The 16289-nt window shown below is 66.3% G+C and carries 18 protein-coding genes and 1 tRNA gene; 6 read left to right on the forward strand and 13 right to left on the reverse strand.

All coding sequences use genetic code 11. The annotated features are described in order from the left end of the window. Positions 1 to 14: 14 nt before the first annotated feature. Complete coding sequence (locus AC4PRM_RS09830) at positions 15 to 1388, reverse strand: DUF6880 family protein (RefSeq protein WP_492039704.1); 1374 nt, start codon at positions 1386 to 1388, stop codon at positions 15 to 17. An 86-nt stretch (positions 1389 to 1474) separates the two neighbouring features. On the opposite strand from AC4PRM_RS09830, the gene AC4PRM_RS09835 reads away from it, so the two are divergent. After that, positions 1475 to 1846 carry a hypothetical protein gene (locus AC4PRM_RS09835; RefSeq protein ID WP_492039705.1) on the forward strand — a complete coding sequence of 124 codons (372 nt, stop codon included), beginning with the start codon at positions 1475 to 1477 and terminating at the stop codon, positions 1844 to 1846. 132 nt (positions 1847 to 1978) lie between these two features. On the opposite strand, the gene AC4PRM_RS09840 is transcribed toward AC4PRM_RS09835, so the two are convergent. From AC4PRM_RS09840 to AC4PRM_RS09880, 9 genes are all read right to left on the reverse strand, one after another. Beyond that, positions 1979 to 2827, reverse strand: coding sequence for a glycosyltransferase family 2 protein (locus tag AC4PRM_RS09840; protein ID WP_492039706.1), 849 nt, complete (start codon positions 2825 to 2827; stop codon positions 1979 to 1981). Further along, positions 2824 to 3408 (reverse strand): SAM-dependent methyltransferase, encoded by a 585-nt coding sequence (locus AC4PRM_RS09845; RefSeq protein ID WP_492039707.1) that lies wholly within the window; start codon positions 3406 to 3408, stop codon positions 2824 to 2826. The genes AC4PRM_RS09840 and AC4PRM_RS09845 overlap by 4 nt, the downstream gene beginning before the upstream one ends. Then, positions 3405 to 4082, reverse strand: a complete 678-nt coding sequence (locus tag AC4PRM_RS09850) for a PIG-L deacetylase family protein (RefSeq protein WP_492039708.1) — start codon at positions 4080 to 4082, stop codon at positions 3405 to 3407. Before AC4PRM_RS09850 ends, AC4PRM_RS09845 begins: the two co-directional genes overlap by 4 nt. Next, on the reverse strand, positions 4076 to 5206 hold the full coding sequence (locus AC4PRM_RS09855; RefSeq protein ID WP_492039709.1) for an acyl-CoA dehydrogenase family protein: 1131 nt from the start codon (positions 5204 to 5206) through the stop codon (positions 4076 to 4078). The genes AC4PRM_RS09850 and AC4PRM_RS09855 overlap by 7 nt, the downstream gene beginning before the upstream one ends. Next, positions 5203 to 6282: a glycosyltransferase gene (locus AC4PRM_RS09860; RefSeq protein WP_492039710.1), complete on the reverse strand. Its 1080-nt coding sequence runs from the start codon at positions 6280 to 6282 to the stop codon at positions 5203 to 5205. Before AC4PRM_RS09860 ends, AC4PRM_RS09855 begins: the two co-directional genes overlap by 4 nt. Further along, entirely contained in the window at positions 6279 to 7253 is a 975-nt protein-coding gene (locus AC4PRM_RS09865; protein ID WP_492039711.1) for a glycosyltransferase family 2 protein, read from the reverse strand. The genes AC4PRM_RS09860 and AC4PRM_RS09865 overlap by 4 nt, the downstream gene beginning before the upstream one ends. After that, positions 7247 to 8374: a glycosyltransferase family 4 protein gene (locus AC4PRM_RS09870; RefSeq protein ID WP_492039712.1), complete on the reverse strand. Its 1128-nt coding sequence runs from the start codon at positions 8372 to 8374 to the stop codon at positions 7247 to 7249. The genes AC4PRM_RS09865 and AC4PRM_RS09870 overlap by 7 nt, the downstream gene beginning before the upstream one ends. Before the next feature lie 163 nt (positions 8375 to 8537). Further along, positions 8538 to 9254, reverse strand: coding sequence for a Crp/Fnr family transcriptional regulator (locus AC4PRM_RS09875; RefSeq protein ID WP_492039713.1), 717 nt, complete (start codon positions 9252 to 9254; stop codon positions 8538 to 8540). Positions 9255 to 9384: 130 nt separating this feature from the next. Then, entirely contained in the window at positions 9385 to 9930 is a 546-nt protein-coding gene (locus AC4PRM_RS09880; protein WP_492039714.1) for a response regulator, read from the reverse strand. 181 nt (positions 9931 to 10111) lie between these two features. Between AC4PRM_RS09880 and AC4PRM_RS09885 the strand changes: the two genes are divergently transcribed. The 3 genes from AC4PRM_RS09885 to AC4PRM_RS09895 all read left to right on the forward strand — a co-directional run bounded on the left by AC4PRM_RS09885 (position 10112) and on the right by AC4PRM_RS09895 (position 12441). Further along, complete coding sequence (locus AC4PRM_RS09885; RefSeq protein WP_492039715.1) at positions 10112 to 10519, forward strand: helix-turn-helix domain-containing protein; 408 nt, start codon at positions 10112 to 10114, stop codon at positions 10517 to 10519. Positions 10520 to 10762: 243 nt separating this feature from the next. Continuing rightward, positions 10763 to 11353: a hypothetical protein gene (locus AC4PRM_RS09890; protein ID WP_492039716.1), complete on the forward strand. Its 591-nt coding sequence runs from the start codon at positions 10763 to 10765 to the stop codon at positions 11351 to 11353. Then, positions 11350 to 12441 (forward strand): OmpA family protein, encoded by a 1092-nt coding sequence (locus tag AC4PRM_RS09895; protein ID WP_492039717.1) that lies wholly within the window; start codon positions 11350 to 11352, stop codon positions 12439 to 12441. Before AC4PRM_RS09890 ends, AC4PRM_RS09895 begins: the two co-directional genes overlap by 4 nt. Before the next feature lie 431 nt (positions 12442 to 12872). Here the strand turns inward: AC4PRM_RS09895 and AC4PRM_RS09900 are convergent. Further along, positions 12873 to 12949, reverse strand: a tRNA-Lys gene (locus tag AC4PRM_RS09900). A 111-nt stretch (positions 12950 to 13060) separates the two neighbouring features. Between AC4PRM_RS09900 and AC4PRM_RS09905 the strand changes: the two genes are divergently transcribed. Then, on the forward strand, positions 13061 to 14140 hold the full coding sequence (locus AC4PRM_RS09905) for a CaiB/BaiF CoA transferase family protein (RefSeq protein WP_492039718.1): 1080 nt from the start codon (positions 13061 to 13063) through the stop codon (positions 14138 to 14140). A gap of 2 nt (positions 14141 to 14142) precedes the next feature. Here AC4PRM_RS09905 and AC4PRM_RS09910 read toward each other — a convergent pair whose 3' ends face one another. Beyond that, entirely contained in the window at positions 14143 to 15555 is a 1413-nt protein-coding gene (locus AC4PRM_RS09910; RefSeq protein ID WP_492039719.1) for an ATP-binding protein, read from the reverse strand. Positions 15556 to 15602: 47 nt separating this feature from the next. Further along, on the reverse strand, positions 15603 to 15875 hold the full coding sequence (locus AC4PRM_RS09915; RefSeq protein ID WP_492039720.1) for a hypothetical protein: 273 nt from the start codon (positions 15873 to 15875) through the stop codon (positions 15603 to 15605). A gap of 139 nt (positions 15876 to 16014) precedes the next feature. On the opposite strand from AC4PRM_RS09915, the gene AC4PRM_RS09920 reads away from it, so the two are divergent. After that, positions 16015 to 16269, forward strand: coding sequence for a hypothetical protein (locus AC4PRM_RS09920; RefSeq protein ID WP_487921822.1), 255 nt, complete (start codon positions 16015 to 16017; stop codon positions 16267 to 16269). The last annotated feature ends 20 nt before the right edge of the window (positions 16270 to 16289 follow it).

Raw genomic sequence — 16289 nt, forward strand, 5'->3', positions numbered from 1 at the left:
ACAAAGGCCGAGCCCTATCGCCTCCCGGGCCTGGAGCGCTCCCCCCTGGTCTTCGACAGGGCGTCGACGAACCGGGTGTGGGGCTCCAGGTCGTCGGGCAGCAATGCCGCCAGCGCCTCAGCCTCGTCCAGAGCCTCCTGCACGCCTTCGGCGTGAAGGGAGCCGGACAGGGACACCAGCGCCCTGGCGCGGGCGCGCAACAGGAGCACGGCAGCCAGCGGGTAACGGCTGGACAGACGCGAAGCCCATAGGGGTATGGCATCTGCCCGCCCTCCCAGCTCGTTTCGGCGACGCGAGATCGTCCCGGCAGCCTCGCGCAGCGCGCCCCAGGCCATGAGGAAACCAAGGGCACGGTCGAGGTCGAAGGCCTGGGTCGCAAAGGCGATGGCGCGGTCGGTGGCTTCGACATCGTCGAAATCTTCGAGACGGTCCAGGATGTCGTGCAGGGACTCCGGGGTGAGCAGCCGTTCGAACCGGGCCCAGCGCGAGAGCATGGCCTCACCTTCGCGGCCCTCCGCGTCCAGCACGGCGATCTCGGCCGAATGCCAGGCCTCGTCCCGCTGGGGCGGAGGCTCCGGGGCGCGCCACCCCATCCCCTTCCGGGGCGTGCGTTCCAGAGCGGCCTGCAGGGCCTCGCGCGCCTCAGCTGCCCTGTCGGCCCTCGCCAGTCGCGTGGCCCCCTCGACCAGGATGGCCGGGTCCCGACGCATGCGATCGTCGAAACTTGCGAGCCAGGGATCGACTGCGCCCGTCCGGTCGGCGAGACGGCGGATGACCGGTGAAAGACGTGCCGAAGTCGGCACACCCCTGCGGGTCAGGCCTGCCAGCAGACCGCTCGCGATCTCGAGGTCCAGATCCCCAGCCGCCGCGCCGATCACGCCTGCCCAGACCGAAGCGCGGGTCGAGACGGCGTCGAGGAGAACGGGTACCGCAGCCTCCGGACCCAGCACCCCGGCCAGGCGCACCACATCACCGGCCCCCGCTGCAAACAATGCCGGCAATTCGCCCCGGGGATCCTTGGTCCGGTCCTGGAGGGGGTCCAGCAGGTCAACCCATGCCACCAGGCTGGCAAACCCCAGCGTCCTGTTTGCCTCGGCCAGGCGGTCCACGATCAGGACCCTCAGCCGGGACAGTTCGCGCAGCAGCTCGGGCCGCTTGCGCCAGGATATCCGCGCCCTGCTCGACGCCAGCTCGTCCATCCGCTTGCCGAGGGCTCCGGCGAGATCCTCTGCGCCCAGCTCCGCCGCAATCTCAAGCCGAAGGCTCCTCTTCAGCGCCGGATCGGCGGAAGCCGCCTCCATCAGCAAGGCGGCCAGTCGCTCGGTGCCCAGATGGACCAGATTGGCCTGGGACAGGGTCTTGCGAAGTTTCGGGGCGGCCTTTGCCATGCCGTTTGAATATCCTGTCGCTCGTGTAGCCGCACACCGACTTCGGGTCAGAGCGAACCGATCGGCCTCTCGCAGGTTGCACGATCATGGCCGATCAGACTCCTCCCTATCCCGTAACGCCCGACGGCCGCTACTTCGTCGTTCGCGGGCGGCTCTGGCGCACCAGCAACCCGGCGCTCCCGCCAGAGACCCGCGAGCGTCTCGTCAGCCGCCTCATGACAGCACGCCGCGCCGTCAGACAGGCCCTGCCGCAGGGCGGCCCGGCTCTTGCCGACGCCCGTGCCGAGGTTGACGGTGCCAAGGTGGCGCTGGGAGAACGTGGTCCGCCCTGGTGGACGGACGGCTCGCCCGATGTCAATCGACGGCTCGTCAACAAGACCGACTATGCAGCCTGGTATGCTGCGCTCGACACGCCGCCCGACCGAGGTCTCTCGGACGGCAGGGATGGGCGCAGGTGACGCCGCGTCGCACTGGCAGACCTGCCCCCGGATCCGGCCGAAGCGCTGGCTTCAAACGGCCTGGTCCTCCTCGGCTGGCAGCGGCCGGGTGGCGAAATAGCAAAACGATATCGTCAGGTCTGGACTGACGGGTCAAAACGGCTGGTCGTCGGACCGGCGCGCCGCTGCGATCTCCTCCCTGTCGGGGGTCCGCAGTATGGTGATCCGGTCTGCGCCGACCGCAATCAGGCCGCGGGCCTCGAAGGCCTTCAGCCAGCCCTCCATGGCCCAACGCCCCCACCGCCCATGAAATCGCCGCGCGTTATCGATGATATCCTCGAAATGCTGCAGCGGCGGGTCGTAGACACCATGGTGCTGGTGAAACACCCCCGCCCCGCCCATGAACAGCAGGGCCAGGTCCGCCGCATGGGCGCGAAAGCCGAAGTCCGTATCCTCCGCCCCGTAGCCGGTGAAGTCCTCGTCGAAGCCCCCCACGGCGTGGAAGGTCTCCCGCCGTATCCCGAAGGCGAGAGACCAGAACAGACCGGGCTCGGTTTCACGTCGCCAGCCCGACGGCGGGAACGCACGCAGCGGATGGGGCTCAGCCCTCGACATGAGCGTATCGAAGGTCCAGCCTCCCTGGGTCCCTCCGGCCGGGAGATAGCGCACTTCGGCACAGATCAGGGCGTCCTCGGCCTTCAAGGCTGCCTCCATCGCCTGCGGAAGGCCCGGCATGGGGATGCAGTCGACATCGAGGAACAGCAGCTGATCGCCACGGGCTTCGCGTGCCGCCAGATTGCGGGCCCGCGCCAGCGGCAGCCCGGACGTCTCCAGCCGGACCAGCCGCACGGGCAGGTCCCCTCGTTCCAGACGGACAGGGTCGTCACTCATGTCGACGACAACGATGTCGTGAAGCGGGACATCGGACTGGGCAAGGCCCTCCAGCTGGTTCAGCAGATGGTCGGTGCGGTTCTTGACCAGGGTCAGGATGCTGAGGGTCATCGGCGTCGCCACACATCCAGCCGGTAATCGGCGGTTCGCCCGGCACGCACCTCCACCACCGTATCTCCGAGTCCTGACCGAAGCCCGGTGACTGCACCATCGCCCGTCTGGGGATAGTCGGTCTCACCGGTCCAGTGGACGAGCAGCATGTCTCCGCCGGGCACCAGCTGCTGCGCGATCCAGTCGGCTGCCCGGCCGAGATCCGCATCGCTCCAGTAGTAGACGACCTCCGACAGGACCAGCAGGTCGAAATCCTTTGTCTCGGGCGTCTGCTCCGGGAAGCTGAGACAGTCGAACAGAACCTGGGGCGTGCCCTGGCAACGCTGTCGAGCGCGTTTCAGGGCAGTGGGGCTGACATCGATGGCCAGCAGGCGGTCGCACAGCGGCGCAAGCCGCCGGGTCAGCATGCCGCCTGCGCAACCGACCTCGAGGGCCTGGCGATACTGGCGGCCATCCAGGCTCTCGACCGATCGCGCATGTTTGGCGGCTTCATAGGCCCGGCTCTCCAGTCCCCAGGGGTCGGGATCGCCCCGGAACATGGCTTCGAAATAGTCAGGCGGCAGGGTTGTTTCGCGCCTCATGATGCACCGCCCCTCAGATAGAGCTGGTCACGATCGCTCATGGCCTGCCGACATGCGTCCAGCCTGAAACCCGGTCCGGCGATGTCGGTCAGCTGGCTCGCGTGGGCCGCCAGGGCCTGGGCGCGAACCGATGCGGGCATGGCCGGGGTGATCAACACCGTCCGGCAGTCTGGCGGGTCTCCCTCCCCCCAGACCAGATAGTCGAAGATGTCGATGTCCAGGACGTTGGCCACCGCCGCCGCCACCCGCGATGCGGCGGCGTGGTCGCAGTGCGGCTCGTGGTCCGCCGTAACGGCCAGGGCGGTGACCCGGCGCGCGCGGCAGATCGCAGCCAGACGCGCCACCGTATCCTCGAACCCGGCGCTGCCCGCCTCGAACGGGTGGGCATCAGGCCAGGCGAGATGATCGATAGCGACGGCCTCACCCCCACACAGCAGGCCGAGCGCCGCGGCGGCTTCATCCCGCCGCAGACGGGCCAGACGCGCGCGGGCGTCCGCATCGGCCGTCGGATGGGAGGCCGCGCCATCGGTCAGAAAGACGACACCGGCCAGTCGCCCGACCCGGCTCGCATGGTAGATGAGGGCTCCGGCCCCCAGGGTCTCGTCATCGGGATGGGGGGCGAGGACAAGCCATCGCGCACCTGCCCAGGCGCTTTGGGTGAGGGGCTCTACCAAAGGCGGTCGTCCGCAGACCATACGTCGTGGTCCAGCCAGGCCTGAGCCGCCTGATCCCGCGCATGATCAGGCCCGGCCTGACGCAGGTACAGGCTGAGGTCTCTCGAGATCTTGTCGATGCGCTGGCCATCGAAGGCACTGCGGGTGCCCACGATCCGCGCGGCCAGTTCCATGACGTCCAGTCCCGCGCGCTCGACCACGCCCCGGGTCATCTGGACGAACGCCGGCGCATCCGGATCCTCGTCGGCCGATCTCAGGGCCGCTTCGCGAACCCAGAAGCCTGCCGTGCGCGTCGCCACCACGGCCTCGGCAAACTTGGCTCGTTGCAGAGGGTCGCTCCTGGCCCCTTCGGACATGGCCAGTCTCAGTTCCATCAGGAGGCCTTCGATCCCGCCCAACTGCACCGCCGTGAACCGCCAGGCCCCCGCCGTGAAGCGCGGCTCCCGGTCATAATCGCCTGGAGCGCCGAGGCAGGCCTCGCGGGTAGCCGGCAGGCCGGTCACGTCGTAAAGCCCGCTGCCGGTGGCGCGCATGCCCCGAACCTGCCATCCGGACAGATCCGTGCGGTCGCTTTTGTCCGCCGGTACGATGACCATCCGTCGGGGACCGACCTCGGCCCGCGCCGTGATCACGGCAAATCCGAGCCCGCCGGCCCCGGTCGCGAACGCCTTGGCACCCTCCACGATCGCGGATTCACCCATGCCCACAATCCGGACGCCCGGTGCCGGTTCGGTAGCCCAGACCCCATAGTAGAGGCCTCGGTCCAGATGATCACCGAGGCGCCGGGTCTGGTCGAGCGCGCCGTACCAGGCAAACAGTTTCAGGGCATTCACATGGCCCTCGAACAGACGCCCCAGGCTGAGGTCAGCCCTGCCGACGACCCGCAGGCTGTCCAGCAGGTCCAGCGCTTCCAGGCGTGCGGATCCGAAGGTCGTGCCGCCGCTGGCCAGGGGCGCATAGCGTCGGTGCAGGCCCGCCCCCGTCAGAACGGCGAGACTGTCGGCGGGAAAGGCCGGCGTGGCATCATACTGCGCCCCGAGGGTGCAGAGCCGCGCGTGAAGACTGGCGAGATCCGGGCGATGGTATGCCTGGGCCTGCGGCCTGGACATCGATAGAAGGCTCATGACGGTCTTTCAGCAGCAGTAAATCCGGATCGCGCGGCACCGAGGGACCCTGCCAGATCAACAAGGCGCGTGGCCGTGCGTTCCGGCCCATGAGGATCGGCCAGCCGACGTCTCGCAAGCGAGGGAATGGCGCGTGCCCTGTCGACCAGTGGCCCCCAGTCGCCGGGCTCGGGCCAGGTGGTCTCGACAACAGCAGCCCCCACCGTCTCAAGGCAGCGGGCCGCGCTCAGCTGCTCATCAAACGGCCTCGGCTCAGGCAGGCAGATGAACGGGCGATCGGCCGCCATCACCGCCGTGACCAGGCCATTCCCGGCACCGCCGATCACGACCTCGGCCCTGGCGATTTCCTGCGAGACCGCCCCCGTCCATCCGAGAAGGCTGAGATTGGGTGGCAGGTCGATATCAGGACCGGACACAGGGCCAGCGACACGCCACGTCCATGCGGGCCATGCCCGCGCCGCCTCTGAGAGCTGGCCGACGTCAGCCGACTGCCCGCCTCGACCGACCACGACCAGCATCCGCCCTGGCACAGCGTCGCCCGACGCAGCGGGGGGCGCAAGTCCGGGGGCATAGAGCGTCTTGCGGCGCACCCACTGAGGCGTGCCGGGATCATCGAGGACCTCGGCATAGGGGCACAGAAGCGCGGTCGCTCCCCTGAACGCCTCCAGATGGGGAGCGTCCCCTCGGTCGCCATTCAGGCGGACACATACGGTGGGCACCGAGGCGAGGCGCGCCAGCATGGCCACCTCCACCGACACATCGACCACCATGAGCGCCGGGCGGGCTTCGGCGATCCATGCCGTGAGCGTCGCGACACGCCGGCGGATACCGTCGTGGTCCAGGGGCGCATAGTGGAGCGCATCCGGCCGGTCTGCGGCCCCGTCCCGGCCATCGAAGGCGGCAGCCCCTGTCATCCGGTCGTCTGGCAGGTCGATGAGGTCCACGTCCCCGGCCGCGCCCGTCAGGCCGGTTCCGAGCAGAACAAACCGGCCGGGCGCGGCCCGCGCAATCTGTAGCGCCCGCTGCCGGTGCCCTTCACCATGATGATGCACATAGTAGCCGATAGGGGCTGTCATGCGACCACCCCGACGTCCGCCAGCACCATATCCGCCACCATCGGCTCAAGGCTGCGTTCGGCCTCCAGAAGGACGTCTGGCGACACGTTCGATGCGCGCCGTTCCGCGCGCCACCGGGCCCGCTGGCGCCACTGATCCAGCGACGGTGCGAGAACGGGCTGACCCTGGGCCAGGGTGTCGGCCAGCGCCAGGAGATGATCGGCCATCCCTCCCCGCGCGCGGCCATCCAGCCGGCCCGAAACCCGGGTCCAGACATCGACAGGATGTCTGAGCCGTGCGCCGATAGCGACCGCGGCCTCGACAAGGGCACGGTCTTCTCCAGAGGCGACGGGCGGGATGCCGCCTGCCGCCCTGTAGGTCGAGACACGCAGGGCAAGGCTGGCTCCGGTATGGTCGCCATGTCGCGGAGCCGGATCCCAGGCGACTGGATCAATCGCATCCTCGATGGCCCGCACCTCGGTCCAGTACCGGTCCCACAGCGCTCTTGCGCGGCCCATATCGTGCGGAAGCGGATTCCGTTCGTCGATCACGAGACGGCCGCCGACGATGTCAGCGCCCGCCTGGAAGGCGCGGAGCGTGTTGGCCACCCAGTCACGCGGCGGCCGACTGTCGGCATCGGTGGAGATCAGGACGGCATCCGCACGCCCCTCAAGCCGTGAGATGCCCAGATCCATGGCCAGGGCGCGGGCTCCTCCGGCATTAGCGTGTTCGGCCGGCAGGGTGACCTCCCGCAGGGTCATATCCAGGCGGCCTTCAAGTGCCGTAGCAGCATCCCGCGCCGCCTGGGCCGTGTGGTCCCCGCTGTTGTTGACGAGCACGGCGACGCGGACTGGCCCCGCGACAGTCTGGGCAGCCAGGGCTCTAAGCAGAACCGGCAGTCTCGCCACCTCGTTGCGGGCCGGCACGCAGACGCAGAACGGCAGCGGATCGACGCTGCGATCGTCATCTTCCGGTTCCGGGGCGTTCAGCACGGCGACAGTTGACGCGCGCGCCCAACAGGTTCGCGTTTCCAGTCGGACCGACCATGCGAAGGTCCTGCTGTTTCGCTGATCATCTGGCGATAGAGTCGCTCATAGCCGTCGATCATCACCCGGGCATCGCAGATCGTCTCGGCCCGGCGACGGCAGGCCGCGCGATCCAGCAGCAGGGCCTTCGACACGGCTGAGGCCAGGTCTGTCGCATCATCGGCGCGGGCCAGCACGCCGCAATCCGGTGTCAGGATTTCGGGGATGGCCCCCCGCGCAAAGGCCGCCACGGGAACCCCGCAGGCCAGCGCTTCGGCCACCACCAAGCCGTAGGGCTCGTCCCAGCAGGGTGTACAGACGAAGGCTGCGGCTCCGCCGATCACCTGCGCCAGCGCCGTGTGGTCCAGGTGACCGAGATATTCGGTTCCAAGCCCCATGCGCGGCACGATCTGCTCGCGATGATAGTCCTCATCCAGGATCGGACCGGCAAATCTCAGGGGCAGGCCGACGGTCCGCGCCGCGTCCATGGCGTGATGCAGCCCCTTCTCGGGGACAATCCGCCCGTACCAGACCAGATAGGGCGTGGTCGTCGGCACAGGCTGGAAGACGAACCGGTCCAGGTCGATCCCGTTGAGGATGACATTCCCGACGGGGGTGACCGGATGCCAGGCCTGGCGGATCGATTCCGATACACCCACAAAACGGCTCTGAGGCGACCGTGCCAGGCGGATCCCGCTCTCGAGCCAGCAGAAGGGCGGGGTATGCAGGGTCGTCACCATCGGCATCGGCAGGGCGTCGGCCATGGAGACGGGCAGATAATGCAGCGAGTTGTTGTGGATCAGGTCGAAGTCGCTGGTCCGCAGCCAGTTCATCAGGCTCAGGTAGGCGTGGTGCTCCCGAAAGAAGGCGACGTCCCCCGCCTCGTCCACCCCGACCGCCATCATGGCGGTCTCATCGCAGATCGCCTCCAGCCCCAGGGCGGGATCCGACCGGGTAGACGCGAAGATCGTGACACCATGGCCCCTGTCGCGAAGGTGCCGGGCGAGCAGGTGGGTGTGCATTTCCAGCCCACCCGCGAACGGCTCCGCGATCGGGTGTTTCAGATGGGCGATGATGCCTATGCGCAAGCGGGTTGGTCTCCAGCCGGTCGATCCAGGGTTTACGGGCACGAGGATGCAACCTCCTCCTCGACCTGCTGGATGCTCCAGGACCGGCCGAGGCCGGGCTAATCCCCCCCGGCTCGGCCTGTTCCGTATGACGCTGCGCCGACATAGCGGCCCATCGTGGCGGTCAACCCTCTAGCGGACCCCACAGGAGGTCCCAGCGCTGCCGGAGCTCCGGCAGGCATTCACAGGCGGCCTGCTCGAGCGCCGCCCTGTCCCTGACCGCGATCTGGCCGCGGCTGTAGCGGATCAGTCCTTCGGTCTTGAAACGGCCTGCGATGCCGCTCACCGTGGTCCGGTTGACCCCGAGCATGTGGGCCATGAACTCCTGCGTCAGCGCAATCCGGTCCCGGCCTGCATGGTCGCAGGCGGTCAGAAGCCAGCGCGCGAAGCGGCGTTCGATCGCATGCCAGGCCCGGCAGGCTATGGCCTGCTGCGCCTGGTTGGCGGCCCCCTCGACGTAGCGGTCCACCATGATCCGGACATCCGGACGGTCCTGCACAAGGGACCGGAAAACCGATCCCTCCAGGGTCAGGACGGTTCCATCCACCTGACAGATCGCGCGGGTGTAGGCGGGCAGTCCTGTCAGGACAGCATGAGCCCCAAGCGCGCCTTCCCGCCCGACCATGCCAGCCTCCACGGCGTCGCCGTCGATCAGGATCGTGACCAGGGAGATGGCACCGGATGTCACGAAATGAACGTCGCGCGCCACCTCGCCGGGCTCGGCGAAGACACGCCCCTGCACCATGATGTCCGTCCGGGCACGATCGACCATAGCGGCCATGATGTCCCTGGGAAGGGAGGCGAGCATCCGGTTGGCAGTCGCAGGCGGCGGTGTCGTCATCAGCGGAGCGTCCTGGTCCTCAGTCGCCCCCTAAACGCCTGCGATCCCCCAGCGTTGCGGCAGCAACCCACATGAGGTCAAGTCGCGCAGGGTCATCCCAAACTCATCTGGATCGACCTGCCGCCTGCGCCTAGATAGTGATCTGAAGGCGTTCGAGACCATCCGACTGATCGGACTTGCGCCTCTTGGGCGTGTGGAAACTCTCCGCGCTGAACCGGCGTCGATCCGGACCGACATAGTGACGGTTCTCCAGCCATCCCCGTGGCCGGAGAACAAGTCCCTCGATCCTGCGGACGATCTCCGCACTGGCAAAGGGTTTGCGCACGAACTCATGAACCCCGGCATCGCGTGCCTGGCGTATCCCGGACGCGGTTGGCTCGGCCGCGAGCATGATCACCGGGGCCTGCCTGCAGCCAAGCGCAGAGCGGCGCAGCGCTCTGGTGAAGGCCACACCATCCAGTCCAACAGACACTTCAGTGAAGATGAGGGTCGGCTCGAGCGACCGGACGGTCTCCATCGCCAGATCCCCCTCCGTCTCAATCACGATGTCTCTGGATCCGAGCTGTTTGACAATGTCGCCCAGCAAACGGGCCCCGTGCAGATGGGCATCCAGAATGACGACGCGACTGACAAGCGGGTACAGGTCTGCTGATCGGCTTTTGATAACGCTATTCAAGGCAAGACCTCAGCGGAATGGGAAAAACAGATTTGTCAGCCAGAGGTTGAAATTAGCCGACCGAACGAAGTTACCGGGAACTTCCCGCCCGGCGGCTCTGTAGCGGCCAGACGCGAGCACATTCCCTCTTGCTACGGTCCGCAACCCTTGCAACCCTGCCCTCATCAGGGAGTTTTCATCGATGCCGCGCGGTACAGCCGATTCTTCACCACACCCCATCGATCTGCACGTTGGGAGACGTATTGCCGAAAAACGTCTGGCTCTCGGATACAATCAGAGCGAACTGGGACGCGCCCTGGACCTTACGTTTCAGCAGATCCAGAAATACGAGAAGGGTGCCAACCGCGTCTCGGCCTCCAAACTCTGGCTGATCGCCAGGTTCTTCAAGGTCGATATGGCCTACTTCTTCGAGGATCTGTCGAGCGACGGGGCGGACAACTACGACGCCGTTGATCGGGCCATCGCTCCGCCGCCAACGCGGCAGTCGATCGAGATCAGCAACCTGGTGCAGGGGCTCGAACTGCCCCAGCAGAGGCTCGTCCTGGACCTCGTCAAGTCCATGTCGTCCAGATCCCGCCCCGAAACCTGACGCGTCTCATCGCCAGACCCGGCCTCGCCCTTGGGGTCATGCCGGAGCAGATCAGGGCTACTCTGTACCTGACGCCGGCAAGGACGGGCCTGCGCCCGCGCAGCGGCAGCCGAACAGGTGACCAGGACTGCATGCACCGCGATGTCGGACGTTCGGGCCCACCGTTATTGAACGGATGGCGTATCTCCACGTTTCAGGCCTAGCAGGCAGCCAACCCCTTTCCGACGCACCGAGATTTTGAGCATGATCAGCAAGACGCTCCGCGCCACCCTTCCAGTCACCCTGATGCTGGTTCTCTGCGCATGCGGCCAAAGCGGGGACGGTTCGGATGACACCGCCGTTGCCGATGCCGGGACCACGCCGGCAGCCTCCTCAGGGACCACTGGCGGGTCGTCATCGTCACTCTGGCGCGGTGGCGAGCAGGTTCCCCTCGACATCCAGGTGCCGCATCCGAACGGTACTGTGCTGCAGCTGACCTCACTTCAGTCCAGAGAGACTGAAACCGTGGTGGGGATCAGGGTCATCAATGGTGATGACCGCGAAATCCGGCTCAACCGGTTCAACAACAACCGCAACGGCTTTATCGTGGTGGACAGCGGCGAACGGATCTATCTGTCGCCGCCGACAGGGAACAGAGATCTGGCCATTCAGGCTGGCCAGACCATGGAGGGCGAACTGGTCTTCCTGGGTCGCCTGCCGCAAGCGCAGAGCGGCATCCTGATTTTGAACGAGAACAACTCCGCTGAGAACGAATACACCAACACGCCCGGCTTCCGCATCAACCTGCCGCTGGGAGCTGGACCCGCCGCCGCAACACCCGGACAGGCGCAATGATGCGGAAGACAGCGCCCAGGGCGATTGGCCCGCTGGTTCTGGTCGCCGCCGTTGCGCTGAGCGCCTGTGACGGGACAGGGCTGGGCTTTGGCGGGAGAGGCGACGGCGCTCCGCTCGAGCTTCAGTCGGCGCACGCGAACGGCGTGGTGTTCCAGGCTCTTTCGGCTCGCGTCGGTCGAGACTCCACGGTGCTCAATGTCCGGATCATCAACGGCCGCGATCGCGAAATTCAGCTGAGCCCGGGTGACGAAACCACCTATCTGCTGACAGATCGCGGTGACAAGCTGTTGCTCGTTCCATCGAGCACCAATGCCAAGCTGGCAGTTCCGGGCGGCCAGACGATCGACGCCGCCCTGGTCTTTGCAGGCAAACTCGCTGGCGACGGCAGCGCCACCCTGATTCTGAACGAGAACGGATCGTCCGATAGCGCCAGCTCCAGCAGGCCCAAGTTCCAGCTCGCCATACCCCTGGAAGGTGCCGCGCGTGGGGGGACCATTCCGGATGCCTCGGCTCTAGCAGGAATGCGGCCCAACCCGGTCTCCAGCCTGCGCGTCGCGGCACCGCGTGGATCGTCGATCGCCGCAGGAGGCCAGGCAACCAGCACCCTGCAGGCCGTCGAGGCGTTGAAGACCGAACTCGGGGCAGTCGAGACGGATCGCGGCACGGTCGTCTCATTGCCCGGCGACGTGACGTTTGACTTCGACAAGGCAACCCTCCGAGCCGATGCGAACGGCACGCTCGACCGTCTCGCTCAGCTCATCCAGGCCAGTGGAGAGGGTGAGATCACGATCGAGGGCCACACTGACGCCAAGGGCGACGACGCCTACAACAGGCGGCTGTCTGAACAGCGTGCGGCTGCGGTCCAGGCTTATCTGGTCGGCAAGGGCGTGAGCGCGGACCGGGTTCGCACCATTGGACTGGGTGAACTGAGACCGGTCGCGCCAAACGCCAGAGCAGACGGCACCGACGACGAAGCTGGACGCCAGCGAAACCGGCGAGTTGAGGTCATTCTGCCGAGCGCGTCGGTCGATGAGGCGGATCCTCCCGCGCGCAGCGGCACGGTCTCAACACTCAACCCGGTCACCTGACAGGGAGCGGAGGCGGTTCTTTTCCCCCCTGCCCGCCCCGTTCCCTCTGCCAAGGCACCACGGGTAACCCCGAGCACCAGTCAGGTCGTCGAATCCGAACGGATGTGCTCACCTGAGGAGGCACTGTCTCTCCGGGTTGCCGGCCCAATGTCGTTCAAAAAAACCAGCCTGGTTCAATGCTCGGGGATGTCCATCACACGCGACCGGGGAAGGATGCCGAGCCGTTTCGCAAAAGGCGGGTGACCTTTGCGACAACACACTACCCTGGTGCAGTTACCAGGCGCTACGGTGTCATTCACCGAGCCAGACTGCCGCGTTGAAAGCCGCGTTTCGCCCGGCGATGTAACCGCCTGAAACGAGACGAACTGTGTCCCCTGTGTGCCCCCAAATGGATAACACGGGTTTCTCAATCAGCTAAGTTATTGAAATGATGGTACGTCCTCTCGGGCTCGAACCGAGGACCCTCTGATTAAAAGTCAGATGCTCTAACCAACTGAGCTAAGGACGCACATCGTCGCCGGGCGCGCTTGCGTCACCGGCGACGCGCCTTCTGGTGCATTGGCCGCGCCGGGTCAAGGGCTGGCTCGACGTTCCGGGAGCGGAAGGCTACTCAAAGCACATGAAACCTCTCTCTGGCCTGCGCATCATCGAGTTCGACGGCCTGGGGCCCGTGACCTTCGCTGGCATGGTCCTGGCCGACATGGGGGCCGAGGTCGTTCGCCTCAGCCGCAGCGCGGCGGCGGGTACGCCGGTCTTTGCCGATGTCGGGGGTGAGGTGCTGCATCGCGGCCGGGCGGCTGTAGAGGTCAATCTGAAAGACCCTGCGGACCATGCCAGTGTGCTGGGGCTCATTGGAACGGCCGATGCCCTGATCGAGGGGTTCCGGCCCGGCGTGATGGAGCGGCTGGGACTGGGGCCGGACGTCTGTGCTCTTCTCAACCCACAGCTGGTGTTCGGGCGCGTCACCGGGTGGGGCCAGACGGGGCCGATGGCCGATCAGGTCGGGCACGACATCAACTACATCGCCCTGTCCGGAGCCCTGCATGCGCTGGGCGAGCCGGATCGCCCTCCTCGCGCGCCCCTGAACCTGGTGGGAGATTACGGCGGCGGGGCGATGATGCTGGTCACCGGTGTGCTGGCTGGTCTGCTGGAGGCGAAGCGCACGGGCATCGGGCGGGTCGTGGATGCGGCCATGACCGACGGTTCAGCCCTGCTGATGAGCCTGTTCTCGGCATTCTCGGCCCGTGGCCTCTGGAAAGAGGCGCGGGGCACAAATCTGCTGGATGGCGGGGCACCCTTCTATCGCTGCTATGCATGCCGGGACGGGGGCCATGTGGCGGTCGGCGCCCTGGAACCTCGTTTCTACGCCGCCCTGATCACTGGCCTGGGTTTGACGGCAGAGGAGGCCCCGCAATTCGACATGGCGAATTGGCCAACCCTGCATGCCCGGTTCGAAGCCCTGTTCGCAACCCGCGATCGCGACGACTGGGCCGCGCATTTCGACGGCACAGAGGCCTGTGTCACGCCCGTGCTGTCGATGTCCGAGGCGGCCCAACACCCGCACAACCAGACGCGAGGCACTTATGCGGGTCATCCCCTCCAGCCTGCGCCCGCCCCTCGGTTTGGCATAGACGCGCCCGATGTGGGGCGACAGCCTCCGACCTTGTCGCTGGACGACGCCGTCCGCGCCTGGTCCTGATTTCAGGCCGCTTCGACGATCTCAATACGTTGCGGCTGACGACAGGCCTCGGCCAGCGTCACGGCCAGCAGCGCCGGATTGATCGGCTTGGTCAGGAAGGCGTGGACCCCTATCCCGTCCCAGGCGGCACGGTGAGTGTCCATGGCATTGGCGGTCAGGGCGATGACCGGCGTGCCCCGGTTCGGGCCGGCCAGTCGGATAAGGCGGCTGGCCTCCAGCCCGTCCATGACCGGCATCTGCATGTCCATCAGAATAACGTCGAACGGTTCGTGCGTCGCTCGCTCTACCGCCTGGGCACCGTCCTCGACCAGCGTCAGGCGACAACCGTACGGCTCCAGCAGCAGGGCCAGGATGCGGCGGTTCACCGGATGGTCGTCAGCGGCCAGAATCGAGCGATTGGCCAGAACAGATAGATCGACCGCGACCTGCACCACATCATCCTGCTGGCTCGCCACGACCGTCATGGGCAGTTGAAGCGTGAAGGTCGAACCCTCGCCCTCGACGCTGGCCACAATCAGTGACCCGCCCATGACCTCGGCCAGCTTGCGGCTGATCGACAGGCCCAGGCCTGTGCCGCCATAGCGGCGCGTGGTGCCGGCATCAGCCTGTTCGAAGCTGTTGAACACATGCTCCAGCCTGTCTGCAGGAATGCCGCAGCCGCTGTCGGTGACGGCCACCGACAGCAGACCACCGGCCCAGTCCACCTTGACCAGAATGTCGCCGTCGCGGGTGAACTTCACCGCATTGGACATCAGGTTGAACAGGATCTGCTGGAACCGCAGCGGGTCGGTCCGCACCGCCTGCGGTACCTCCGGTGCGATCTGCCACGCCAAGCGGATGTTGTTGGCCTCTGCGCGTGGTTCCCAAAGCCGCCCCAGCGCCGTCAGACGGTCGCGCACGACCATGTCGGCCGTCTCCAGTTCCATCTTGCCAGCTTCGATCTTGGAGACGTCCAGCACATCGTTCAACAGGCCCATCAGGACGTCACCGGCGTCGATAAGCATGTCGACGTGTTCGGTCTGGCGGGCGTCCAGCTTAGTGTCTTTCAGAAGGTTGGCCGCCGAAATCACGGCATTCATGGGCGTGCGGATTTCATGACTGACCACGGCCAGGAAGTCGGACTTCGCCGCGTTGGCGACTTCGGCCTTGCCCCGCGCCTCCAGGGCGGCGTCGCGCGCCTCCTGCATTTCCCGCGTTGTACTGGAGCTCTGCTTCACCGCGACCACGAGGTGGCTCATGTACAGCAGACCACCGATCGGCACGAGAAGATCCTGCCAGCGCCCGCTCTGGGTCGCTTGGAATAGGGGAAGCCCCAAAAAGTATATGGCATGCGGCACAACGGCCGAAATCAGGATCGGTCGGGCGTGGTGCATGTGCAGGCTGACATGCAGCAGACCACCCGCACACTGGATCATGGCGAAGATCCGCCCGGTTTCCCCGCCATAGAACCACATATAGCCGGTCAATCCGGCATAGACGGTGACCTCAGAACCGTCGTGGCGCAGGACAGAACCAAATAACCCTTATCCGGCAGCCATTCGGGGCGATGACGGAAGCGGCTGAAGACTTTCCAGTCCAGCGCCTGCGTCAGCAGCATCGCCGCAAACCAGACGATGGGCCATATCGTCGGCGTGACGACCCAGGCGGTCAGGCCGATGAAGGCAGCCAGGCCGATCCGGGTCTTGAGCTCTCGGTAACGCACCTGCGCGACCTTGGCATAGGCTGTGGTCGTCATCTGCCCCTCCGAGAGAACACCGTCTCACCAAAGGTGAAAGGATTGGTTTCCGTCAGTGGTGACCAAGGTGATAATCACGTCTATGGAACCTGAGGCAGATCAGCACGTTCGCTGGATGAGCCGTGGGGAGACGACACTCGTGAAACGCCTGTTTGTGACATTTGCGCTGCTTTGTGTCGGTGCCATCGCGGCCTGTGATGATCCCGACAGCTACGATGAACAGCCTGAAGTCATCGTCGAAGACGTTGTGGAAGCGCCTGCGGCTGAAGAAGTCGCAGCACCGGTCGTCGAACCCGCTGCCCTTCCTTCGGCCCCGCCCGTCGACACCTTGCCGCCCGAAAAACGGTCGTCCGAAGAATCCGTCCAGCCCGAGAGTGAGACACTCTTCTACTGAATCGCGCCCTATCGACGCCA

The organism is Brevundimonas sp. DW-iso22 (assembly GCF_058725425.1).